The 23,259-nt window shown below is 69.0% G+C and carries 20 protein-coding genes; 9 read left to right on the top strand and 11 right to left on the bottom strand.

Annotated elements, in window-relative coordinates:
* Positions 1-657, bottom strand: a 657-nt coding sequence (gene ispD, locus CCS01_RS15965; RefSeq protein WP_104519782.1) for a 2-C-methyl-D-erythritol 4-phosphate cytidylyltransferase, incomplete at its 3' end; no start/stop codon positions are given.
* A 48-nt stretch (positions 658-705) separates the two neighbouring features.
* Entirely contained in the window at positions 706-1,701 is a 996-nt protein-coding gene (locus CCS01_RS15960; protein WP_158258423.1) for a flippase-like domain-containing protein, read from the bottom strand.
* 183 nt (positions 1,702-1,884) lie between these two features.
* Between CCS01_RS15960 and hpnA the strand changes: the two genes are divergently transcribed.
* The 5 genes from hpnA to CCS01_RS33765 all read left to right on the top strand — a co-directional run bounded on the left by hpnA (position 1,885) and on the right by CCS01_RS33765 (position 5,971).
* Positions 1,885-2,877, top strand: a complete 993-nt coding sequence (gene hpnA / locus CCS01_RS15955) for a hopanoid-associated sugar epimerase (protein WP_104519781.1) — start codon at positions 1,885-1,887, stop codon at positions 2,875-2,877.
* On the top strand, positions 2,874-3,977 hold the full coding sequence (locus CCS01_RS15950; RefSeq protein ID WP_104519780.1) for a glycosyltransferase: 1,104 nt from the start codon (positions 2,874-2,876) through the stop codon (positions 3,975-3,977). The genes hpnA and CCS01_RS15950 overlap by 4 nt, the downstream gene beginning before the upstream one ends.
* Positions 3,974-4,819, top strand: coding sequence for a squalene synthase HpnC (gene hpnC, locus CCS01_RS15945; RefSeq protein ID WP_104519779.1), 846 nt, complete (start codon positions 3,974-3,976; stop codon positions 4,817-4,819). Before CCS01_RS15950 ends, hpnC begins: the two co-directional genes overlap by 4 nt.
* The gene (gene hpnD / locus CCS01_RS15940; protein ID WP_104519778.1) at positions 4,819-5,676 is read left to right on the top strand and encodes a presqualene diphosphate synthase HpnD; all 858 of its coding nucleotides are present in this window, start codon (positions 4,819-4,821) and stop codon (positions 5,674-5,676) included. The genes hpnC and hpnD overlap by 1 nt, the downstream gene beginning before the upstream one ends.
* A 139-nt stretch (positions 5,677-5,815) precedes the next feature.
* On the top strand, positions 5,816-5,971 hold the full coding sequence (locus tag CCS01_RS33765) for a hypothetical protein (RefSeq protein ID WP_158258422.1): 156 nt from the start codon (positions 5,816-5,818) through the stop codon (positions 5,969-5,971).
* 1,222 nt (positions 5,972-7,193) lie between these two features.
* Here CCS01_RS33765 and CCS01_RS15935 read toward each other — a convergent pair.
* The 6 genes from CCS01_RS15935 to CCS01_RS15910 form a co-directional block, all read right to left on the bottom strand.
* A complete protein-coding gene (locus tag CCS01_RS15935; RefSeq protein WP_104519777.1) occupies positions 7,194-7,694 on the bottom strand; it encodes an NADH-quinone oxidoreductase subunit B family protein in 501 nt (166 codons plus the stop codon).
* Positions 7,694-9,199 (bottom strand): hydrogenase large subunit, encoded by a 1,506-nt coding sequence (locus tag CCS01_RS15930; RefSeq protein ID WP_104519776.1) that lies wholly within the window; start codon positions 9,197-9,199, stop codon positions 7,694-7,696. The genes CCS01_RS15935 and CCS01_RS15930 overlap by 1 nt, the downstream gene beginning before the upstream one ends.
* Complete coding sequence (locus CCS01_RS15925; protein ID WP_104519775.1) at positions 9,196-10,773, bottom strand: hypothetical protein; 1,578 nt, start codon at positions 10,771-10,773, stop codon at positions 9,196-9,198. The genes CCS01_RS15930 and CCS01_RS15925 overlap by 4 nt, the downstream gene beginning before the upstream one ends.
* Positions 10,770-11,678 (bottom strand): NADH-quinone oxidoreductase subunit H, encoded by a 909-nt coding sequence (locus tag CCS01_RS15920; RefSeq protein ID WP_104519774.1) that lies wholly within the window; start codon positions 11,676-11,678, stop codon positions 10,770-10,772. The genes CCS01_RS15925 and CCS01_RS15920 overlap by 4 nt, the downstream gene beginning before the upstream one ends.
* Positions 11,675-13,501: a proton-conducting transporter transmembrane domain-containing protein gene (locus tag CCS01_RS15915; RefSeq protein ID WP_104519773.1), complete on the bottom strand. Its 1,827-nt coding sequence runs from the start codon at positions 13,499-13,501 to the stop codon at positions 11,675-11,677. The genes CCS01_RS15920 and CCS01_RS15915 overlap by 4 nt, the downstream gene beginning before the upstream one ends.
* A 173-nt stretch (positions 13,502-13,674) precedes the next feature.
* Positions 13,675-15,075, bottom strand: coding sequence for an amidase (locus CCS01_RS15910; RefSeq protein ID WP_204848306.1), 1,401 nt, complete (start codon positions 15,073-15,075; stop codon positions 13,675-13,677).
* Positions 15,076-15,664: 589 nt separating this feature from the next.
* On the opposite strand from CCS01_RS15910, the gene CCS01_RS15905 reads away from it, so the two are divergent.
* From CCS01_RS15905 to CCS01_RS15890, 4 genes are read left to right on the top strand one after another with little or no spacing between them, the layout of a single operon-like run.
* The gene (locus CCS01_RS15905) at positions 15,665-16,552 is read left to right on the top strand and encodes an FAD binding domain-containing protein (RefSeq protein ID WP_104519783.1); all 888 of its coding nucleotides are present in this window, start codon (positions 15,665-15,667) and stop codon (positions 16,550-16,552) included.
* A 1-nt stretch (position 16,553) separates the two neighbouring features.
* Positions 16,554-17,039: a (2Fe-2S)-binding protein gene (locus tag CCS01_RS15900; RefSeq protein WP_104519772.1), complete on the top strand. Its 486-nt coding sequence runs from the start codon at positions 16,554-16,556 to the stop codon at positions 17,037-17,039.
* The gene (locus CCS01_RS15895) at positions 17,036-19,306 is read left to right on the top strand and encodes a xanthine dehydrogenase family protein molybdopterin-binding subunit (protein WP_104519771.1); all 2,271 of its coding nucleotides are present in this window, start codon (positions 17,036-17,038) and stop codon (positions 19,304-19,306) included. Before CCS01_RS15900 ends, CCS01_RS15895 begins: the two co-directional genes overlap by 4 nt.
* A complete protein-coding gene (locus CCS01_RS15890; RefSeq protein WP_104519770.1) occupies positions 19,306-19,557 on the top strand; it encodes a MoaD/ThiS family protein in 252 nt (83 codons plus the stop codon). The genes CCS01_RS15895 and CCS01_RS15890 overlap by 1 nt, the downstream gene beginning before the upstream one ends.
* A gap of 58 nt (positions 19,558-19,615) precedes the next feature.
* On the opposite strand, the gene CCS01_RS15885 is transcribed toward CCS01_RS15890, so the two are convergent.
* The 3 genes from CCS01_RS15885 to CCS01_RS15875 form a co-directional block, all read right to left on the bottom strand.
* A complete protein-coding gene (locus CCS01_RS15885; RefSeq protein WP_146101794.1) occupies positions 19,616-20,974 on the bottom strand; it encodes an SGNH/GDSL hydrolase family protein in 1,359 nt (452 codons plus the stop codon).
* Positions 20,975-21,153: 179 nt separating this feature from the next.
* Positions 21,154-22,893: a sulfotransferase gene (locus CCS01_RS15880; RefSeq protein WP_104519768.1), complete on the bottom strand. Its 1,740-nt coding sequence runs from the start codon at positions 22,891-22,893 to the stop codon at positions 21,154-21,156.
* A 70-nt stretch (positions 22,894-22,963) separates the two neighbouring features.
* A partial coding sequence (locus CCS01_RS15875; RefSeq protein ID WP_146101793.1) for an adenylyl-sulfate kinase occupies positions 22,964-23,259 on the bottom strand: 296 nt, incomplete at its 5' end.

Here is a 23,259-nt window from a genome sequence, read left to right as displayed (position 1 = left end):
CCCCCTGGAAACCCCCATGATACGCTCCAGCCGGACCAGGTCGTCCGGGTAAGTCAGCTTGATGTTGTCGTCCGAGCCGGGAACCACCTCGACGCTCAGGCCGGCCGCTTCCAGCAGCGAGGCGTCGTCGGTGGCGCCGACCAATCCGGACCGGTGGGCGTCCAGCAGAACGGCGAAGCGGAACGCCTGCGGCGTCTGGGCACGGAACAGTTCGGCTCGCGGCACCGTTTCGGTGATCACGCCGCGCACCACGCGCTTCAGCGTATCCGCCACCGGCGCGGCCGGGATCGCGCCCGGCGACTCGGCCAGCGCGGCGACCAGCGCCGGGATGGTTTCCGGCGGGATGAACGGCCGGGCGGCGTCATGCACCAGCACGATGTCCGGCGCGAACGGCGCCAGCGCCTCCAGCCCCGCCCGCACGCTGTCCTGGCGGGTCGCGCCGCCGGGAACCACCGGCAGCAGGCCGGCGACTCCGTCCAGGGCGTCACCGATGGGTCCGGCCTCGCCAACCGGCTGCAGCAGCGGCACATGGGCGGCCAGCGCCTCCGCGGCATGGCGGATGACGGGCTTCCCGGCCAGCAGCAGGAATTGCTTCGGCATGTCCGCGCCGAAGCGGGTGCCGGTGCCGGCGGCGACGAGGATGGCGGCGATTTTCATGCGCGGAGAGATGCCGTTACGCAGCCCGCGCGTCAATCATGATCGCCGTCACCGCGGGGCCGGCGCGTCGGCCGCGGCCTTGGACTCCCGCAGCCGCCGTACCTCCACCAACTGCCAGACCATCAGGATCGGCACGCCGACGACGATGTCGCGCGCCCGCCGCACCAGCGAAACGGCCAGTGACAGCTCCGGTGGGACGCCGAAGATCGCCCCCAGCCCGGCATAGCCGGCCTCCTGCACGCCGGCGTTCACCGGCACCAGGAACGCCATCGCCGCCACTGCGGCCAGCAGCGCCTCGATCGCCAGGGCGTCGTCGAAATCGATCGGCACGCCCAGCGCGTGATAGGTGATCCAGCCCGCCACCCCGGTGCAGATCCAGCCGATGAGGTGCAGCAGGAACCCCAGCGCCAGCCGCCCGCCATGGCTGTAGAGCAGGGTAAGTTCCGCCTGGAACACCTCCATCCGCTCCTCGGCATTGGCGAACCGGCGGCTGGCGATGCGGCGGCCGATGCGCGCGAACACCGGCGCGGCGCCCTTCTGCACCCAGATGAAGGCGAAGCACGCCAGCACCGCCAGCCCGATTCCCACCTCGATCGGCACCGCCAGGTCCGAGTGCGGCACCCGCGTCAGCACGATGCCCAGGCCGATGGCGACAAAGGCGATCTCCGCCAGGAATTCCGCCGTGATGTCCACGACGGTGGAGGCGGCGGCAGTTGGCCACCGGATGCCATGCAGCGTCACCGCCCGGGCGCCGACGATGAACCCGCCGATTTGCGAGAACGGCAGGCAGTTGGTCGCGGCGTCGCGCACCATGCGGCCCCAGATCATCACCCAGGGCCGGCGCCTGATCCGCGGCGGCATCAGCACGTCCCACGCCAGGCCGATGACGATGAAGATGACGATCTGCCAGATGACGATGACGCCGAATTCGAACCAGCCAACGCGGCCGGTGACCTCGAGCACGTTGCCGAAGCCAAACCAGGACAGCAGCAATATCGTGACCAGCAGGCCAATCAGGGCCAGAATGTAGGACAAACGCTTCATGCCGCCGGCTTCTGCGCTCCCGAGGCCGCCGGGGCAAGCGTCCGTGTGGCTTTGGTGGCGGTTTCTGCCCGATCCATACCCATCATCGTGTGAAACGCGGCCAGGGGGCCACCGTTTCCCTTCCGGCATCCTTCGGTTATGCAGTGCCCCGAACATCCCCCCACCATCATCGATGGAGTTGAGATGACAACCCTGGTAACAGGCGCGACCGGCTTCGTCGGGTCCGCCGTCGCCCGAGCCCTTGCCGCGCGCGGCCATGCGCTACGGCTGCTGGCCCGCCCCAGCAGCGACCGGCGCAACCTCGCCGGCCTGGATGCCGAGGTCGTCACCGGCGACCTGACCGAGCCCGAGTCGCTGGTCCGCGCCGCCGCCGGCTGCCGGTACGTGTTCCACGTCGCAGCGGATTACCGCATGTGGGTGCCCGATCCGGACGCCATGCTGCACGCCAACGTGGACGGCTCGATCGCCATGCTGCGCGCCGCCGCCAGGGCCGGCGTGGAGCGGTTCGTCCACACCAGCTCGGTCGCCGCGCTCGGCCAGATTGGCGACGGCACCCCGGCCGACGAGGACACCCCGACCAGGGAGGTCGATTTCGTCGGCATCTACAAGCGGTCGAAATACATGGCCGAGCGCGCCGTGCTGGACATCGCGAAGCGCGAATCGCTGCCGGTCGTCGTGGTCAACCCGGCCGCCCCGGTGGGCCCGCGCGACATCAAGCCGACGCCCACCGGCAAGATGATCCTCGACGCCGCCGCCGGGCGCATGCCGGCCTATATCGACACCGGCCTGAACATCGTGCACGTCGACGACGTCGCCGAGGGCCATGTCCTGGCGATGGAGAAGGGCACCGTCGGCCAGCGCTACGTGCTGGGCGGCGAGAACCTGCCGCTGAAGGACATCCTGGCCCTGGTCGCCGAAATCGCGCACCGCCGCCCGCCCTTCATCCGCCTGCCGGAGACGGCGCTGTGGCCGGTCGCCCTGGTGATGGAGAAGGCCGCCGCGCTGACCGGCATCGAGCCGCTGATGACCCGCGACCACCTGAAGATGGCGCGGAAGAAGATGTTCTTCTCCTCGACCAAGGCGATGCAGGAACTGGGCTACGACCCGCGCCCGGCCCGCGCCGCGATCGAGGACGCGGTCGCCTGGTTCAGGCTGAACGGCATGCTGGCGCGATGATCGTCCCGTCGCTGCTGGCGCTGCTGGTGTGGATCTATCTGCTGGCCGCGCACGGACGCTTCTGGCAGGCCGGCCCGGTCCTGCCGGTGCGCACGCCTGCCACCACCCCGGCGGTCGCCATCGTCGTGCCCGCGCGCGACGAGGCGCCTGTGATCGCCGATACGCTGCGCTCGCTGCTGGCACAGGACTACGCCGGCCCGTTCCGCGTCATCCTGGTCGACGACAACAGCGCCGACGGCACCGGCGACCTTGCCCGGGCGCTGGGCGATCCGCGCCTGACGGTCGTCACCGGCCGCCCGCACCCGCCGGGCTGGAGCGGCAAGCTGTGGGCCGTCAGCCAGGGCGTCGCCGCGGCGGGGGACGCGGACCTCGTGCTGCTGACCGACGCCGACATCGTGCACCAGCCCGCGCACCTGCGCGCCCTGGTGGCGAAGATCGAGGCGGACGACCTGGACATGGTCTCCGAGATGGTCGAGCTGGCCTGCGAAAGCTGGGCCGAGCGGGCGTTGGTTCCGGCCTTTGTCTTCTTCTTCCAGCTTCTGTATCCATTCGCCCGGGTGAACGACCCGCTGAGCGGCACCGCCGCGGCGGCGGGCGGCACCATCCTGGTCCGCCGGCGCGCCCTGCGGCGCATCGGCGGGATCGAATGCATACAGGGGGCTTTGATCGACGATGTCGCACTGGCGGCCGCGGTGAAGAAGGGCGGGCGGATCTGGCTCGGGCATGCGACCCTGGCGCGGTCGGTGCGGCCGTATCCGGCGGTGGCCGACATCTGGCGGATGATCACGCGCACCGCCTATGTGCAGCTGCGGTTCTCGCCGCTGCTGCTGGCGGCGACCATCGTTGCCATGGTCCTGGTCTGGCTGGTACCGCCGGCCGCATCCCTGTTCGGCCACGGCACGGCGCGGGTGTTCGGCCTGTTCGCCTGGATCATGCTGGCGCTGTCGTATGTGCCGACGCTGCGGCGCTTCCGCCGCTCGGTGCTGTGGGCGCCATTCCTGTCGCTGGTCGCCGGCTTCTACACCGCGGCGACCATCGGCTCGGCGGTGAACCACCACCTGGGGCGGGGTGTCGCCTGGAAAGGACGTGCTTATCAATGACCCCCCTGGACCAGCCTTTGGATGTCGAGACCTGGTCGGGCAAGGATCGCCACGACGAGAACTTCCCCGTCGGCTCGGTGGTGATCGCGCCCCGCTACCGCGCGCCGATCCACGCCTATTACAATTTTGCCCGCAACGCCGACGACATCGCCGATTCGCCGCTGCTGGCGGCCGAGGACAAGGTCGCGCGGCTCGACGTCATGGAGGACGTGCTGCTCGGACGGCGCGACAGCGGCTCGCGCAGCGCGCTGGCGCTGCGGGCCAGCCTGGCGGAAACCGGCGTGGACCCGGTGCATGCCACCGACCTGCTGAAGGCCTTCCGCCAGGACGCGACCAAACTGCGCTACGGAACAATCGACGAGCTTTACGACTACTGCCAGTACTCGGCCGCCCCGGTCGGCCGCTACGTGCTGGACCTGCACGGCGAGAGCCACCAGACCTGGGCGTCATCCGACGCGCTGTGCACCGCGTTGCAGATCCTGAATCACCTGCAGGACTGCGGCAAGGACCTTGCGCAACTCGACCGCTGCTACCTGCCGCAGGTCTTCCTGGACCATTTCGGCGCCGCGGTGGACGACCTGCGGCTGTCCGCCGAGACGCCCGCCCTGCGCCGCGTGTTCGTCACCCTGCTGGACCGCGTCAACCGCCTGAACCACGCCGCGGAGGATCTGCCGCGGCTGGTGCGCAACCGGCGGCTGCGGGTGGAAACCGCGATCATCTGCGGCCTGGCGAGGCGCCTGCAGCGCCGTCTCACGCACGGCGATCCCCTGGCCGGACGTGTCAAGCTCACCCGGCCGGATGCGGTTTCCGCAGTCCTGGCCTCGATATCTTCGTTATTCTGATGGCAGCGACCCCGCTCGGCGCGGCGCAGGCCGATCTGGACGCGGTAGAGGCGATCGTGCGCGCGGCGGGGACGTCGTTCTACCGCGGCATGCGCATCCTGCCCCCCGACCGGCGGCACGCGATGTATGCGATCTATGCCTTCTGCCGGCTGGTTGACGACATCGCCGACGATGCCGGCAGCCTGGAGGAGAAGCGGCGCGGCCTTTCTGCCTGGCGTGACCGGATCATGGCCTTGTACCGGGGCGAGGCGGATGGCCCGGTCACCCGCGTGCTGGCGCTGGCGGTGCCGCGGTTCCAGTTGCGCGCCGAGGATTTCATCGCCGTCATCGACGGCATGCAGACCGACGCCGAGACCGTCATCGTCGCGCCCGGCATGGCGGCGTTGGACCTGTACTGCGACCGGGTGGCATCGGCCGTGGGGCGGCTTTCGGTGCGGGCGTTCGGCGACACCTCGCCGGCGGCGGATCGCGTGGCTTACAACCTCGGCCGCGCCCTGCAGCTGACCAACATCCTGCGCGACATCAAGGAAGATGCCGAGCGCGGGCGGATCTACCTGCCGCGCGAGTATCTGGACGCAGCCGGCGTGACGGCCGATCCGAGGTCGATCCTGACGGCGCCGGGACTGCCGGCGGTGTGCGCCCGGCTGGCGGAGCGCGCGCACGGCTATTTCCGCGATGCCCACGCGGCCATGGCGCTGTGCGACCACACTGCAATGAAACCGGCGCGGGTGATGGGGGCGACCTACGATTCGCTGCTGTCGGCGCTGGAACGGCGGGGCTGGCGGCGCCTGGACCAGCCGGTCAGCCTGGCGAAATGGCGGAAACTGTGGCTTGCCTGCCGATACGGGCTGCTTTGACGAAACAATCACGCGGGGACGTGCATTTTGGCTTGCTATGGCGACTGCTGCGGGTGCACAACATTGTCAGTCGATTAGGGTAAATACCTCTACCCGACTGTTAACCTCTCCTCACTTTCCTGCCCTGGAGCAAACACTCGTGACCACTTCGTGGAAGCGCCTGATCGCTGCACTCGCTATCGTTCTGCCCGCCGCCGCCCTGGTTGCGTCGCCCGTCATGGCCAAGTCGCACCACCACAAGTCCAGCCACCACAGCAAGAAGCCGGCCGCCACCGCTCCCGCCACCCCGGGCTGATAGCGGCCACCCTTGCGTTCGACTGTCCGGCTTCGGGTGTCTCAGCGTCATGGCGGCCGCAGGGCTGCCATTCACGCCTTGCGGCGCGAAGCCGGACAAAGACCTGGATGCCGGGCCTCCGCCCCATTGACGCTGGGGTTCGAGTCGAAATAACCGATATCCGCCGGAGCGGCCGCACCGGGCTTTCCGCGTCATGGTGGGCCGAGGCTCCATGGGCCTTAAAATAAGGGTATGGGCGGTGCGCCTGCTCCGACGTCATGGCGGCCGCAGGGCCGCCATCCACGCCTTTCTGCGGCATCAACTTCGCAAGGCATGGATGCCGGGCCTGCGGCCATCATGACGACAAAGCGGTCCCACCGCCTGAACCCTTGTTTTATCGATCCAGCCCTCATTTTACTGAGTGCAGACCCGTCAGTCGCACCAGGAACAGCCCAGCCGCATTCAAGCCACCGCGCCGCAGGCCGCCCCAATCCTTCTCTGCGGGCTCTGCGCTCCGCTCGGCGATCTCTGCGTTTTAAAAGCGCGGTGCCGCAACAAAGTCCGGCGTTGCCAGCGAGTCGCCCAACCCGAAACGCCGGTGATGCCCCGGCCACCGCGATTCGACGCAGAGCCCGCAGAGAAGGAAACCGGACGGCCTGCGGCCGCGATGGCTGTGCGTTGATCACCGTGCCCTGTTCATCATGGCCAGGATTTTGAGGGCCGGGCCTGTAATACGGTTTCCGGGAAACATTATCGGTTTCGTCACTCTTCAGGCTACTAATTTGACTGTGTCAAAAACTGAGAGATAGTCAATGTTATCAATGGGTTATGGGGCACCTAAGTAATAGGGGCAAAACCCCGGGCACGCATGTGCAGCATACGCTCGAAACTGGAACGACAGGCACGGAATTCCGCCATTTTTTGGCATCCAACTGCGGAACGATATGGACAATCACCAAATTCGCCCGGGGTTTTGCCCCTATTACGGCACCTAGTTTGCGAGAAAACGTCGTAATTTCAATGTGTTAGGCGGAAACTGACACAGTCAAACTAAGGGGACGGCCAAACCTCTGCCGTCCGGCCCGTGCGACAGCGAACCGCCCCTCCGGTCATGGCGGCCGCAGGGCCGCCATCCACGCCTTGCGCTGCTGATACAGGCGAAGGCGTGGATGCCGGGCCTTCGCCCGGCATGACGTATCGCGTTTGGCGGACCTCTCCTACGCCGGCGCCGGAGAGGTTTCCGTCAGCGGGCATTCACCTCCAGCAATGCCCGCAGTCCCGCCAGTACCTGAGTGGGAGACGGCGGGCAGCCGCTGATCGTCAGGTCCACCGGCACCGACAGGCCGGTGCCGCCCAGAACTGCATAGCTCTCCTTGAAAAGTCCGCCGTCGATGGCGCAGTCGCCCACCGCGATCACCCATTTCGGGTCCGGCGTCGCGTCCCACGCCTGCTCCAGCGCGACCCGCAGGTTGCGCGTCAGCGGGCCGGTGACCAGCAGGATGTCGGCATGGCGCGGCGTATCGACGAAGCGCAGGCCGAAGCGCTCCAGGTCATACAGAACGTTACTCAGCGCGCGCAGTTCCAGCTCGCAGCCGTTGCAGCTTCCGGTGTTGACATGGCGGATCGCCAGGGTGCGCCCGAGGCGGACCTGCGCCGCCGCGTCCAGCCGCGCCATCAGCGATTCGATCGTATCCGCGGGAACCGGCTCGGCCGGTTCCGCCCGCGGCCTGCGCCATGCTTTCATCACAGGTCCATTCCCGATGCGGGCAGCGCCAGCGATGCCCGGATAAGCTCGACGTCGTCGGTTACCGAGTCCTGCAGCAGCGCGGTCGCCAGCGGCCATAATGCCCAGCCGGGATCGCGCGGGAAGGCGGCGGTGATCTGGCCATGGTCGATCCGCAGCCAGTGCCAGACGTCGCCGCGGATCGATTCGGCGCAACCGATGCCCTCGCCGCAGACCTGCGGCAGGGCGACGGTCAGAGGCCCCGGCGGCAGCGGTTCCAGCACGCTGCTGACCAGGCGCAGGCTTGCCCCGATCTCGGCGATCCGCACCGCCTGGCGGGCGGCGGCGTCGCCGGCCGGCCGCACCGCCGGCGTCACCGCCAGCGTGCGGTAGCCTGGCATGAATCCCACCCGCGCATCGAACGCCCGGCCGGCCGCGCGCCCGGCCACGCCGCCCACGCCGAGCGACTCCGCCAGCGCCCGGCCGGCGCGGCCGGTGCCCGACAGCCGCGCGCCGGGCACGACGCCCTCGTGATCACGGCGCAGCGCCGGCAGCCGCGCGGCGACCGCGCCCAGCGCCTGCAGCAGCGCCGACGCGCCGTCCGGGGTGAGGTCCACGGCCACGCCGCCCGGCACCACGCAGTCCATCATCAGCCGGTGGCCGAAGGCGAAATGACAGGCGCGCAGCAGGATCTCCCGCAGCAACTGGCAGGCCGCGCGCATCGAGGCCGCGCCGGCCAGGCGGCTGACCTCGGCGATGGTGTCGAGGTGCCCGGCGATGCGCTCAAGCTCCAGCATGACGACACGCAGCCGGGCGGCGCGCGGCGGCGCGGCCGTTCCGACCGCCGTTTCCGCGGCCTCGGCGAAGGCCAGCCCGTGCGCCACGGTCGCGTCGCCCGACAGCCGGGCGGCGAAGCGGGCGGCGGTGCGCGGCGACTTGTTGCGCATCAGCGCCAGGGTGCCCTTGTGGGTGAAGCCGAGGCGGCTGTCGGCGCGCCGGATGACAGGCCCGTCCAGCGTCAGCCGCAGCAGCGCCGCCTCCCCGATCGGGCGGCCGATTGGCCCCAGCGGCAGGATCATGGCATCCGGCTGCTCGGCCCGCGCCGCCGGGGCGGGCCTGTCCGTCCTCGGCGCCGAGGGCGCGGCCATCGGATGCTCGCTGGGCCAGGCGCCGTGGTCCAGCCAGGGGCGCGGATCGACAGCCCCGCCCGGAACGTGGCCGAACAGGTCGAGGATCATCCGCTCATACAGCGCCGCGGCCGGCAGCAGCGGCGACAACGCCGGATAGGCGCCGGCTTCGATGGCGATGGACACCGGAACCACGCCGGGGGTCGCGGGGTCGAGGTACAGCGCGTGCACCGCCGCCGGCTCCGCCCAGTGCGCCAGCAGCACCCAGGAGTCCTCGGCCGCGGTCTGCGCCGTGGCGATCCAGTCCTGCGGGCTGAGCATGTGACGCAGCGGCGGGCGGCCGGGCGGCGGCGCCTCGCCTTCGACATCGGTCGCCCGGGCGGCGGGTTCCCCGGTCATGGCGGTCCCGCGGTCAGCGCCGACAGCCAGCGGATCAGGTCCGACGGCGCGAAGAAGCCGAACGCCAGGGCCAGCGCCAGCGGCAGCCAGCCGACGGAGAGCACCGCCGGCTGCAGCGGCAGCAGGCGCAGGCGCCGCGGCAATCCGGCCAGCAGCATCGGCACCTGCGCCGCGACCACCGGCAGCAGGGCCCAGGGCGCGTGGCTGCTGATCACCAGGACCACCAACACCACCCCCGGAAACACGCCAAGCGTCGGCAGCCCGGCCAGCCCGGCCAGCGCCAGCACACCCGCCGGCCCGTTGCCGGTGCGGCAGGCGGCGCGGGTCAGGATCAGCAGGATCAGCAGGACGATAGCGGCGAACCGGCCCTCGGGCTGCATGGTGGCGATCGCCAGGGCGACCAGGCTCGCCTGGCCAAGCTGCAGCGGGACGGCGCGATGCGGCCGCCCGGTCCGCAGCAGCAGCCCCGCGCAGCCCAGCAGGGCCGCCAGCGCAATACCCATGCCGAGCGCGCCGGCGACGGGCGGCCAGCCGGTGCCGTCGGCGAAGCGCAGCAACAGGACCAGCAGCGGCATGGCAAGGTCGGGCACCACCGCCGCCAGGCCCGCATAGCCGGCGAACAGGCCGAGGAACGCGACCGCCGGCGGCGCGTCGCCCAGCAGCAGCAGGCCCAGCAGGGCGAGGCCGGCGGCGACATAGGCGAGCATGGCGTGGTCCTGCCGCGCCGAGCCGCCGGGCGCCAGCGCCGTGGCGGCGGCGGCCAGCACCGCCAGCCAAGCCAGCACCGGCTGCGTCGTGCAGACCGCCAGCACCACGAACCCGAGCCGCAGCAGCAGGGCGAGACGGGCCGCCGCCGGAATCGCCGTGTCCGTCCGCTCGGTCCACGCCTGCACCATGCCGTCGAAGGCCAGCAGCGGCGCGAACACCGAGGCGAGCGCGCCGAGCGGCACCGTCAGCGTGGCGCCCAGCATCGCGGCGCAGGCGGCGAGTGTCATCCAGCCGGGCCAGGACGCGGCATGGCGCGGCGAGTCCCGCCAGGCCCTGGCGATCAGTCCACGGGAGTCCGCCGCCAGGGTGAGGGCAAGCGGCAGCGGCAGCGCCAGGCAGGCCAGCGGCAGCAATCCGTCCCAGCCGACGACGCTCGCCATCAGCACCAGTCCGTTCTGCATCGCGCCCAGCGCCATCAGGTGCAGCGCCGGCTGGCGGCGAATCGCCGCCAGGACGACCGCCAGCAGCGTGACCGCCAGCGGCAGCCCGATGTCGGCCTGGTACTGGCACAGCACCACCAGCAGAAGGCCGAGGCCAATGCCCGGGATCGTGACGCCCACGGCGCCCGGGATGGTGGTGCCGACGCTGCCGGACGCGGTGGGATGCCGCAGCACCATCCAGATCACCGCCAGGGCGGCGACCGGCGGCGCCGCCAGCAGCGGCTCCCGGGCGAACAGCGCGGCCGCGGCCGCCGCGGCGGCCTGCGTCGCCAGGCACCAGAACACGGCGCGCGGCTGGCGGATGGCCAGCATGGCGAAACCCATCGCCAGCGCTAGCCCGGCGCAGCCGTCCACCAGTCCGGTCATGCCATCCTCGTCCCGGTCAGGACCAGAAGCGCGGCGACCAGGGCCAGCAGGCCGGCCGCCCCGGCCAGTTCGCGCGCCCGGCGCGCCGGCAGCGAGCCAAGCAGCGCCCGCAGGCCAGCCAGGGCCAGGATGCCGGCAACCAGCCGTGCCGCCCAGCCGGCAAAGCCCAGCGCCCAGTCCAGCGGCGCGGCGGAGGCGGCCAGACCGGCCGGAAACACCAGCGCGCCGATCAGGTCGATCCACACCAGGCGGCGCAGCCAGGCGGCGAACTGCGCGATGGCCAGGCCGGTGTCAGTCAGGTGCTGATCCAGCGGCGGATCGCGCCGCGCGTCGTCGGCGGCGGCCAGCGCCAGCAGCGCGGCCAGCGCGACCCAGGCTGCCGCCGCCGTGGGCAGGCCGGCCTGCTGCTCGATGATCAGGTCGAGATTGAAGCTGCCGCCCATCAGCGCCAGCGCGAACACGACGACGACCAGCGCGGCCTCGGCCGGCACCGCCGCCGCGCTGGCCTGCTGCGCCGCCAGCCCCGGCAGCGCCGCGCCGGCGTCGAGCGCGGCCAGCACCTCGGCCACGCGGGCGACGCTCAGCAGGGAGACGATGACCAGGATGTCGGCGAGCGGAAACAGCGCCATGTCCAGCGTGAAGGACGGCACCATGGCGGCGGCGGCCGCGGTGGCGCCGAACGCGGCGGCCGGCGCATACCGCAGCCCCGGCGACCCGGCTTCCCGCTCGATCGGCGTCTTGCGCGACAGCCGCACCAGGCTGGCCCACGGCAGCAGCAGCGGCGGCCCGGCGCGTCCGGCGAAGCGCGCCTCCAGCCAGTCGAGCGCGCCCGCCGCCAGCGGCGCGGCGGCCAGTATCAGGGCCGCGTGCAGGATCTGCAGGACCAGCGTGAGGACGATGATCATGCGCCGCCGCCCATGATCGCCAGGATCAGCAACAGGGCGCCAAATGCGGCCAGCAGCAGCCACAGCGCGGCGACCGGCGTGACCGCGGCGAGGCGCGGCCGTGGCGGCAGCCGGAGCCGCGGCAGGGCGGGCAGCGCGGGCAGGGACGGCAGAAAGCCGGTCCCGGCCGACTGCGCCATCGGCTCGCCGAACGGGAAGCCGGCCGGCGGGGTCATGCCGTCGAACCACAGGCCGGCGGGCTTGGCCTCCCGCCGCAGCCACCGCACCACCAGGATCGCGCAACCGGTCGCCAGGACGAGCAGCGCCAATACCGGCAGCGCCGCATAACCCGGGGAAGCGGGCGAGGCCGCCAGCATCATCATGTCGCTGCGGACACCCTGGGTCGAGCCGCTCACCTCGCGCACCGCCGCATCGGCCAGATAGCGCAGGGTCACGGCGGGAATGATTCCGGCGACCAGGGACAGCGCTGCCATGGTGGCCAGGATGATCTGGCCGATGCCGAGGATCTCGCGCGCGCCGGCCCCCTGTGGCGTCCGCGGCCGGCCGAGCACGGCGACGCCGACGAGCCGCACCGCAGCGGCGGTGGCAATGGCGGCGGACAGCGCGATGACGGTGGCGGCCAGCGCCGGCGGCACCTGGTCAATCAAACCGCCGGTGCGCGGGCCTGCCAGCAGCGCCTGGAACAGCAGCCAGAGCGCGGCGAAGCCGACGCCCGGCGGCAGCGCCGCAACACCCAGCAGGCAGGCGGCGAGAACGGCGGCGGTCCGCGGCATGGTCTGCGCCAGCCCGCCCAGGCGCGCCGGGTGGACGGTGCCGGTGCTGGACGCCATCGCCTCGACCGCGAGGACCGCGGCGGTTCCCGCCAGGCTGGTGCCGAGCGCCAGCAGCATCGTTGCCTCCAGCGCCAGCGACTGCGCCTGCGGCAGGTCCGTGGCGCGCGCGGTCAGCGCCAGCCCGACGCCGATGACCATCAGGCCCGCCTGCCGCCGCACCAGCGCCGCCACCGCGGCGGTGATGTCGGCCTCGCTGGCGGCACGCCAGGCGCCGCGCAGCGTGATCCAGCCGCCGGCCGCCAGCAGGACGACGCCCCAGCCGGTCTGCACGGCCGGGGCCGAGAGATCCGCGACCAGGCGGATCAGAAGGTAGAGGCCCACGGGCAGGACGGCGCCGGCGACCAGCGCCTGCCTGACCCAGTCGCGGCCGGGAACCCGCGGGCAGAGCATCAGGCTGACGCCCGCGACCGTCAGCGCGGCGGCGGCGCCGGCGGGCACGTCGCCAACCGGCGCGGCGCGGATGGCGTCGAACCGTGGCGGGAAACCCGTCGGGGTCAGCAGGCAAACGGCGGCCAGCAGAAGCAGCGGGACCAGCAGCGTGGCGCGGGCGCGGGCGGATTGCCGATCGCGCACCAGCATGGCGCAGACCAGTGTGGCTCCCAACAGGAGCGTGACCCCGTCCGCGGCCAGCAGCGACAGGATGGCGCCGGCCAGGCAGAGCGACGTGGCCCGCACCAGGTCCCGCCGCGGCGCCGCGGCCTTCTGGAAGAGGGCGATGGCGGTGCCGCTGAACAGGGCCAGCAGCAGGAAGAACGCCGGCAGCGGTCCCAGGGCCAGATGCAGGTGCAGGCCCGGGGGACCGGCGGATACATCCAGCGTCGCCCCCGCGGCACCCGGCAGCACCAGCGGCACGCACAGCAACGCACCGAGTCCGCCCAGGCCCGCGGTCAGGACCGGGCCGGCGGCCGGCGGCACGACAGCGGCCAGGGCGCCCAGCAGCAGCAGGGCCGCCATATCCGCAGTCAGCAAGAGCAGGATCAGGTCGCTCACCGGCCGCAGGCTAGCATCGCCTGCGGGATTCGGGACACCATCCCTACTATGGTGAACGCTCTGGCATCGTTTGCGTCGCCGCTGTGGCTATTCGATGACGGTAAGTGTGGCTGAAGCGCCGAATCTTCGCCATCCACGCCGCCCGATTCCATTCCGGAGTGAGTATGAACTGCTCACCACGCCGGATCGATCGGCGCGGTGGCGCCCTCGGCGGCCTCGATCACCCGGGCGGCGTCCAGGCACAGGTCCTCGCGGAACCGCGCCGCCATGATCTGCACGCCGGGGCGCAGCGAGCCGTGCATGCCGACGGGCTGCGACAGGCCGGGCAATCCGAGCGCGGGGGCGAGCAGGCAGGCGCGCAGGCTGTCGAGGACCTTCGCTTGCCCCTCCCGCGTCAGGTCCTGGCCGAACCGCGGCGGCACGTCGGCCAGCGTCGGCAGCACCACGATCGGCCACGTCATGAAGAACGTCTGCCAGCGCCGCAGCAGCAGGTCGCGCAGGGCCAGCGCCTCCAGCACGCCCCTGAGGTCCGTCGGCGGCGACAGGGCGAGCCAGTGGGCGACCGAGGTCTTCGCCGCCTCGTCGCCGTAGGTGTCGATCGCCGGGCGCAGCGCGCCGAACACGTCGGTGGAGCCGATGCGGTGCCAGACCGTGATGACCTGCTCGATGTCGGGCGGCGCGGTTTCCTCCACCGCATAGCCGGCGGCGGCGAGATGGCGGCCGGCGGCGCGGACGGCCTCGGCCTGGACGGGATGGGTGGCGCCGCCGGGTACTTCGGGCACCAGGGCGGCGCGGCGGGGCGCGGGCGGGCCGACCAGCGGGGCGTCGGCCCAGCGGGTGTCGCGCGGGTCGCCCTGGGCCATCACCGACAACGCCAACCGCAGGTCGCGCACGCTGCGGGCCAGCGGTCCCTGCACCGACATCAGTTGGCTGCCGATGGGCATGGGCGTGGCGATGCTGGGGTTGAAGCTGGGGATGCGGCCGAGGCCGACGCGCAGGCCCAGGACGCCGCAGCAATAGGCGGGAATCCGCACCGAGCCGCCGATGTCGTTGCCGTGCCCGATGGCGCCGATGCCGGCGGCGACGGCGGACCCGGCGCCGCCCGAGGAGCCGCCGGGGGTGATCGCGCGGTCGCGCGGATTGTGGGTGCGGCCGTGCAGGTCGTTTTCGGTAAAGATGCGCATCGAGAACGCCGGCGTGTTGGTTCGGCCGATGATGATGGCGCCGGCGCGGCGCAGGTTGGCGACGACGGGGGCGTCCCCGGCGGCGATGTTGTCGCGGAAGGCGACGACGCCGTTGCTGGTGGCGTGGCCCTGCTGATCGGTGTTGATCTTGACGGTGACGGGAACGCCGTGCAGCGGCGCGAGGAACTCGCCGCGCGCCTGCGCCCGGTCCGCGGTGGCGGCGGCGGCCAGGGCGGATTCTGCCATCGGCACGACGACGGCGTTCAGCTTCGGGTTCACCGCTTCCAGCCGGGCCAGGGCGGAGCGCGTGACCTCGCGGGCCGAGGCGCGGCCGGTGCGGATCAGGTTGGCGGTAGCGACGGCGTCGAGGCGCCAGAGGGCGTCATCCATGGGCATCATCCATGCTTAGCCTCGCTTGACTGTCCGGAACAGCGAGCGGGCGGGGGCCGCTCGTGTCGTTGCGGGAAAAAACCGAAATAGCGGGCTGGTCGAGGCAGGCTGCGGCGAGACGGAGGCATCGGCGTTTCCCGGAGTTCAGGCCAGTGCCAGTCTGGCCTGAGTGGGAACGGCGGACAAGACGACGGCCGGGTTTCCGCATTGGCGCTGACCTGAAGGGGAACGGGGCATAGTCGTTGCCCTATCGTCATGGCGGGGCGTGTCCCCATGCACATCAGGGTAGGGCAGTGTATGGAGAAGGATTTGGCGCCCGGTCCGTTGCCTCTCTGTCATGGCCGGGCTTGTCCCGGCCATCTGCGCTTCAACCGTGGGGGGTGGATGGCCGGGACACCCGGCCATGACGGAGAGGCAACGGACGCGGCCTTGTCTCTGTCAGTCAGCGCCTATGCGGTTTTCCGGGGATGATCACCTTTTGTCCACCCCTCGCTCTCGACCATACGAATTCTATGCCCTAGCATTCCTGTTCGACCGTTCGGTCCGTCCGGGCCGAAGCGAACAGAACGGCTTCAATTGGGGAGCGATGATGTCAGGTCTCAGCTATGCCGCGCCCACGTCGGTGGACGAGGCAGTGAAACTCCTTGCCGGTGCGTCTGGCCTGGCCAAGGTGCTGTCGGGTGGCACCGACCTTCTGGTGCAGATGCGGTCCGGCCGGGTGAAGCCCGACCTGATCGTCGATACCAAGAAAATTCCGGGGCTCATCGGCATACGCGAGGAAAACGGCAGCTACGTCATCGGCGCGGCGACGCCGGGCGCGATGGTCGAGGCGCATGCCGGGATGAAGGCGGCATGGCCCGGGGTGGTCGAGGCGCTCGACCTGATTGGCTCGACGCAGATCCAGGGCCGCTGCACGCTGGCAGGAAATCTGTGCAATGCTTCGCCGGCCGCCGACAGCGTGCCGGCGCTGTTCGCCGCCGGCGCGACGGCGGTGATCGTCGGCGGCAAGGGGCGGCGCGAGGTGCCGGTGGAGCAGGTTCCGGTCGGCCCCGGCCGCACGTCGCTGGGGAAGGACGAGTTCATCCTGGAATTCCGCCTGCCGCCGCGCCCCGCCCGATCGAGCGACGCCTATCTGCGGTTCATTCCGCGCACGGAAATGGACATCGCGGTCGTCGGCTGCGGCATCAGCGTGACGCTGGACGACAAGGGCGTCTGCACCACGGCGCGGGTTGCCCTGGGCGCGGTGGCGCCGACGGTCGTCCTGGTGCCGGACGCGGCGCAGGCGCTGGTCGGGCACAAGCTGGACGCCGACACGCTGGCGAAGCTGGACGCCGCCGCGCAGGCCGCGGCAAAGCCGATCAATGACAAACGTGGAACGATTGAGTACCGGGTCAAGGTTGCGGGCGTGCTGGCCCGCCGTGTTGCCGCGATCGCGTTCGATCGCGCGCAAGGTTTCGTGAACGGAAAGGCTCACTGACATGGCCAAGAACTACGTGACGACCACCATCAATGGTGAGCAGACGGAATTCCTGTGCGAGACGCAGCAGACCTTGCTGGACGTGCTGCGTGACGTCATCGGCCTGACCGGCAGCAAGGAAGGCTGTGCCTCGGGCGACTGCGGTGCCTGTTCGGTGATCATGAACGGGCGGCTGGTGTGTTCCTGCCTGGTGCTGGGCGTGGAGGCCGAGGGCGCGACGATCACCACGATCGAGGGCATCGCGCAGGGCGACAAGCTGCATCCGGTGCAGCAGAAGTTCCTGGAGCATGCTGCCTTGCAATGCGGCTTCTGCACGCCAGGTCTGATCGTGGCGTCCAAGGCGCTGCTGGACGAGAACCCGAACCCGACCGAGACCGAGGCCCGCTACTGGCTGGCCGGGAATTTGTGCCGTTGCACAGGATACGACAAGATCATCCGCGCCGTTATGGATGCCGCCGCTGAACTGCGAGGGGAGAGTGTTGGGTGAACTACATCGATACCAGTCTGAAAGTCGTCGGTACCAGGCCGATCCGTCCGGATGGCGTGGACAAGGTGACGGGGCGGGCGGTGTTCGCCGCCGACACCCGCGCCGCGGGGATGCTGTGGGGCAAGGTGCTGCGCTCGCCCCATGCGCACGCGCGGATCGTTTCCATTGACACCAGCAAGGCGGAGGCGCTGGCGGGTGTCCATGCCGTCGTCACCGCGGCGGATTTCCCGGAGATTGTCTCGGAAGAGGCGTTCGTCGGTGAAGGTCCGATGAATTTCCGCGACCTGTCGATGAACTGCATGGCGCGGGGCAAGGCGCTGTACGAAGGGCACGCGCTGGCCGCCGTCGCCGCCACCACGCAGGAAATTGCCGACCGGGCGCTGGCGCTGATCGACGTGCAGTACGACGTGCTGCCGCACGTCATCGACGTGGAAGCCGCGATGGCGGACGATGCGCCGGTCCTGCACGACGACCTGTTCACCGCCGGCGTCGATCCGGCGCCGACTAAGCCTTCCAACGTCGCCAAGGTGGTAACGTTCCGCAAGGGCGATGCCGAGGCCGGGTTCGCCGAGGCCGACGTGATCGTCGAGGGACGCTACACCACCCAGCCGGTGCACCAAGCCTATATCGAGCCACATGCCTGCATGGCGACTTATGCGCCGGACGGCCAGGTGTCGATTCACAGCTCCAGCCAGGGCCATTTCATGGTTCGCGCCTATACAGCGAAGCTGCTGGGGCTGAACCTGTCGAACATCCGGGTGAACCCGGCGGAAATCGGCGGCGGGTTCGGCGGCAAGACGCTGGTGTACCTGGAGCCGGTGGCGGTTGCCCTGTCGCGCAAGTGCGGCCGGACGGTGAAGATGCAGATGACGCGGGAGGAAGTGTTCCGTGCCTCCGGCCCGACCTCCGGCGCCGCCATGGAGATCAAAATCGGCGCGAAGAAGGACGGCACCATCGTCGCGGCGAAGCAGATCCTGAAGTACCAGGCCGGGGCTTTCCCGGGCTCGCCGATCGGCCCCGGGTGCATGTGCGGGTTTGCGATGTACGACCTGCCGAACGTTGATGTCGTTGGATACGACGTGGTGTCCAACCGGCCGAAGGTGGCGGCGTACCGGGCGCCGGGCGCGCCGATCACGTCGTTCGCGGTGGAATGCGCGCTGGATGACCTGGCGCTGAAGCTGGACTTGGATCCGCTGACGTTGCGGGAGAAGAACGCAGCGAAGAACGGCACCAAGACCCATTACGGCCCGACGCACCACAACATCGGCTTCACCGCCGTGCTGGACGCGGTGAAGGCGCATCCGCACTGGAAGTCGCCAGTGAAGGAAGGGCAGGGACGGGGCCTGGCCTGCGGCTTCTGGTTCAACATCGGCGGCGAATCCTCGGCGCAGGTGCACGTGAACGAGGACGGAACGGTGACCGCCGCGACCGGCAGCCCGGATATCGGCGGGTCGCGTGCCTCGATCGGCATGATGGTGGCCGAGGTGCTGGGCGTGCCCCCCACCACCGTGCGCACGATCGTTGCCGATACCGCCTCGATCGGCTTCACCTTCCTGACCGGCGGGTCGCGGGTGACGTTCGCCACCGGCATGGCGGCGACGCAGGCGGCCGAGAAGGTGGTGGAGGACTTGAAGCGGCGGGCGGCGCAGACATGGGAAATCCCGGTCGAGGCGGTGGAATGGAAGGACGGCAAGGCGTATCCGGCGGGCTCCAATGCCGGTGCGTTCGAGCCGCTGGACCTTGCCACGCTGGCGCTGAAGTCGCCGCGCACCGGCGGGCCGATCATTGCGGAAGTGTCAGTGAACGCCCAGGGCGCCGGGCCGGGCTTCGGGGCGCATATCTGCGACGTTTCGGTGGACCGGGAGACCGGGCAGGTGACGATCGAGCGCTATACCGCGGTGCAGGACGTCGGCAAGGCGATCCATCCCAGCTATGTGGAAGGCCAGATCCAGGGCGGTGCGGCGCAGGGCATCGGTTGGGCGCTGAACGAGGAGTACATCTACAACGACAAGGGCCAGATGGAGAATCCGGGCTTCCTGGACTACCGCGTGCCGGTCGCCTCCGACGTGCCGATGATCGAGGCGGTGCTGGTGGAGGTGCCAAACCCGCGGCATCCGTTCGGCGCGCGCGGCGTGGGCGAGGTGCCAATCATTCCGCCCATGGCGGCGATCGGCAATGCGATCCGTCGTGCGGCCGGCGTGCGGATGCACGACCTGCCGATGTCGCCGCCGAAGCTGCGGGCGGCGCTGGACGCCGCTTCGGGCTGATGGTGAAGGTCGTTCTCTCCTCGGGTTCCGTCGGCCAGTCGCTGGCCGGCGGGCAGACGGAGTTCGAGGTGGAGGCGACGACGTTCCGCCGGCTGGTTCTGGAGCTGGAACGTCGCTTTCCGGGCCTGGGGCGGCAGGTCGAGGAAAGCATGGCGGTCGCCATTGATGGCGAGATATTCCAGGACGCGTATGCGGCGGAGTTGCGGCCTGACAGTGAAGTCGTTTTGATTCCGAAGATTGGCGGCGGGTGAACGGCTGCGATGGCTCTGCGTTCGGCGTTGGCATCCACCGGGTCACGGCCGCGAAGTTCTATCTGATCGCGTCTTGCTCCAGGCCGGCCAGGGTCCTGACAACAGGCTTCAGCAAGTCTGCGACCGCGGCATGGCCGGCATCATTCGGATGCACATGATCGGTCGTCATCGCCGGCAGGTAGGTCCCGTCGAACGCGCCATCCGTCTGCCTGCCCAGCACGGCGGTTGCATCCACGACCAACTCGCCTGAAGCGCGTAGTTCCAGAATGGTCTGGCGCAGGTCTTGCCATGCCCGTTGCTGATCCGGTCGCATGAATGCTTCGTTACGAGGAAACGGCGTCAGCCAGATTGGCACCGCCCCGTTCAGACGCACAAGGTCCGCAGCCTGAAGCAATCTTGCGAAGAACCGGTCATTGGATGTTGCATCGGCGCAGATGGATTCGTTCATTTCGTTAGCCGTCCAACCGGGAAGAATGACGTATGACGGGTGGACGTGGCTCATCAGTGCCCGAAGGTAAGCAAAGAACTGCTGCGAGACCGCTCCGCCGACCGCGCAATTGGCCCAGCCGAACGGAACGGCGCCGATATGCTCCTGACCCAGCGCAACCGATAACTGAGCCAGGTAGCCGTTGAACTCGCTGGTCGACGTCGTGCCTTGGTGATGGCTGTCGCCGGTGGTCATGCCGACAATTCCGGGATGCTGTGTCAGAAACTGGACGGCACAGGCAAACGATCCGTTCACCAATGTGTTGGGCCGAAGCAGATCCGCGTTCACGGCGCCGAAGTCCGTTCGGTCTCTGCCATTTTTCAGGCCGCCGCAAAAATAGTCATAGCCTCTGTTGACGGACCGAACGCCGGACCATCCTCGGAACATCCCGTTGCTGTAGGTGACCGGGGCTCCCTGGCTGGTTTCCACAGTGTGGCGGATCATCAGAATACGCATGTTCGTGTCCCGATCCGGGGTGGCGCTCCTGACCGGGCACCAGTCGGTCCAGGACCAGGCTGGAGCGGTCGTTTCTCCTGACGTACCATCGACCCGGCTGGCGGCCACGACAAGGCGGGTCGGTGCATCCGGGGCGGTGACGATGCCGTCGGCGTCAGCGCCGGCACTGGCCGTTGTCAGGGCAACAGGTGACCGGCCCCCATTCGGATGGGCGCAATCGTTCCAGGAGGCGGAGGGACATACCACGATCCTGGGCACGACGTAGGGCGATGCCGTGATATTGCAGAATCCGATTCGAACGGCATAGAAATCGTCCGGGCAGCCCACCGTGAGAAACTGTGTGCCCCAAAGTCCCGTTCCGGGGCCTTGAACGCTGCGAAGCCATCCATTTGGCGCAAACGTATAGCGATTCAGCCGGCGCATGATGCGTTTCGTCACGATGAAGCGGGATTGTTCCGGGACAGACACACTCATGCGCGCCATCACTCCTGACGTGTAGCCGTCCCGGCATCAGCTTGCCGATGAGGTGAGCCCGTACCGAACGGGGGAACCGCCGAAGCCGTGCACCAATAAGCGCGATGATACACGGCATCAAACTGAGGTCGGATGCGAAGAGGCAGCCCTGTAGCCGGGCGTCGATACGGATCACCAAACTACGGCGCTATCATGTCGCTATCGCCGTCGCAGCAGACAATAATCCTTTCGAGCGCGAATCCAAGCAGCCGCTTTTCGGTCGATTTGGGATCAAGCTCGATAGGACGCGCGGCGTCAGGCAGGTCAAGCGTTATGGTCAGTTGGCTGGCGTTTTCGGCCGGCCGTTCCGCAAGATTGATTTCAATGGCCGCGAATCTCGAGATGGTCACCTGCCCAAACGGCACGTTGTCCACCCCCACGATCAGTCTCTGGCTGCCCGTGCGGGTTCCGGAGACGAACGGGCGCCCCACAAGCACCAGACGGCAACACGTCGCACCCGGGGGCCATTCAAGCCGGATCGTGCTGCGTTCAGCATTCGACCAGACCCAGCCTTGTTCCAGGCCGGACCAGCCGGCGAGAAGATGTGCAGCAAACTCCGGCGACGGAGCCGACCGGTCCGCGATCGCCGTCAACTGCGTCCTGTTCGGTCCAGGGAAGGTTGACGCGTTGAGATATCGATGCATGTCCGCGTTCGGCACGACATGCAGGCGGCCGTTGTTCGGACCCGCAACGTTTCTCCTCCCGTATCCGAAACAGGTAAGATAATCTGCAAACAGGTCCTCGCAGCGGTCGATCTCCGCCTCTTCCAGATCCTGTTGCCAGCGTCCGACGGAAGCGGCCGCGTCCCGGCTGGTGCCGTGCACGCCGAACAACGCGTCTCCGGAAGATGCCGCGGCGGGTAGGTCGATCCCGATGAACTGGTACATCCTCCGTCGCGTTTCGACCGGATCCCGTATCAGATCCTCGTAGCGTACAATCAACGTGTCCTCGCCGGCGGCCCTGGATATGTCAGCGAGGCGGGGCAGGGTCGATTCCAGGGTTCTCAATGCGTCTTCAAGAGAGTGTTTCCAGAATGCCTTGGCCGAACATAAAAGGTCGCGTGCGTCCCGGACCATGACGACCTCCCGCACAGGCATGTAGAACATCCGGGCGCCTTCGCGAGCAGCTTCATCAATGTCGCACTTTTCGGCGAAGAACCGCGCGTCGGCCTTTCCCTGATCCTCGGAGACGAGCTGGTAATAGCGGTCGATGAAATCGCGGAAATCCCGGGCCAGGGCCGATGGTATTACTCTTTCGAAAAGATGAGCCATCCTCTCGTCGTTCTTGATCACACCGAACAAGCCGGACATGAAGTACGGGTTGTGGCCTATGCGATACCTGTTGGGGCCGGTAAACATCTGATCAGGATGCGTTGAATTCTCGCGATCGGCCTCGGACACGAGTGCGCGGAATGCGGAAGCGTAGTATGAAATCAACTTTATTTCGTATGGATGACTATCCGCCACGACTATCTGCGGATGGCGCAGGAATTCGCTCATGAGCATGGTGGTGCCTGACCGTCCGGTGGACGTCACAAGCAACGGCGCCCTGGCGGAGCGCGTCACGGTCGCGGCCGGGATGATCCGCTGATTCCCGGGCAATTGCTGGTGCGGGAAGCCCACGACCGTGACATGAACGTCATGCTGCCGGAACGGTGAAAGCGTTGGCTCGAACTTCAGGCAGAACTCGTGGTTGCCGGTGGCGCCGTCGCCCAGATGCTGCTTCAGGTTCGGGCGAAATTGATTGGCTGCGCAACGCCCATATTCGTGCCCGTCAACCGTGACGACGATCTGCAGCTCGGACTCAGGATGATCAGTGTCAATGACCCAGCCATAAACCCGCCGATGCGAAACTTCATCCAGATGACCTCGCAATGCCATGGCTCTTGTGCCTGTTGTGGTTACCAGGAAGGCGGTCGAGGGATGGCCGTCCTTTGACCGTCTTTTAATATCACCTGTCCAGCAACCAGGAAACAATCCGCCCGGCCGCGGCCTCGGCGGTCTCCGCCATGCCGTCGATGCGGATCTCGCACTGCCCCGGTGCCTGGTACGGGCTGTGAATACCGGTGAAATTCGCCAGTTCCCCCGCCAGCGCCTTCCTGTACAACCCCTTCGGATCGCGCCGGATGCATTCCTCGATCGGCACGTCGACGAACACCTCGACGAACGCCTCCGTCCCCACCATGTCGCGCACCAGCGCGCGCTCGGACTCGAACGGGGAAATAAAGCAGCAGATCACCACCAGCC

The sequence above is a fragment of the Rhodopila globiformis genome, assembly GCF_002937115.1.
GTDB classification, from domain to species: domain Bacteria; phylum Pseudomonadota; class Alphaproteobacteria; order Acetobacterales; family Acetobacteraceae; genus Rhodopila; species Rhodopila globiformis.
The sequence above is the reverse complement of the archived record's forward strand: the minus strand, read 5'-3'. Positions and strand labels throughout refer to the sequence as shown.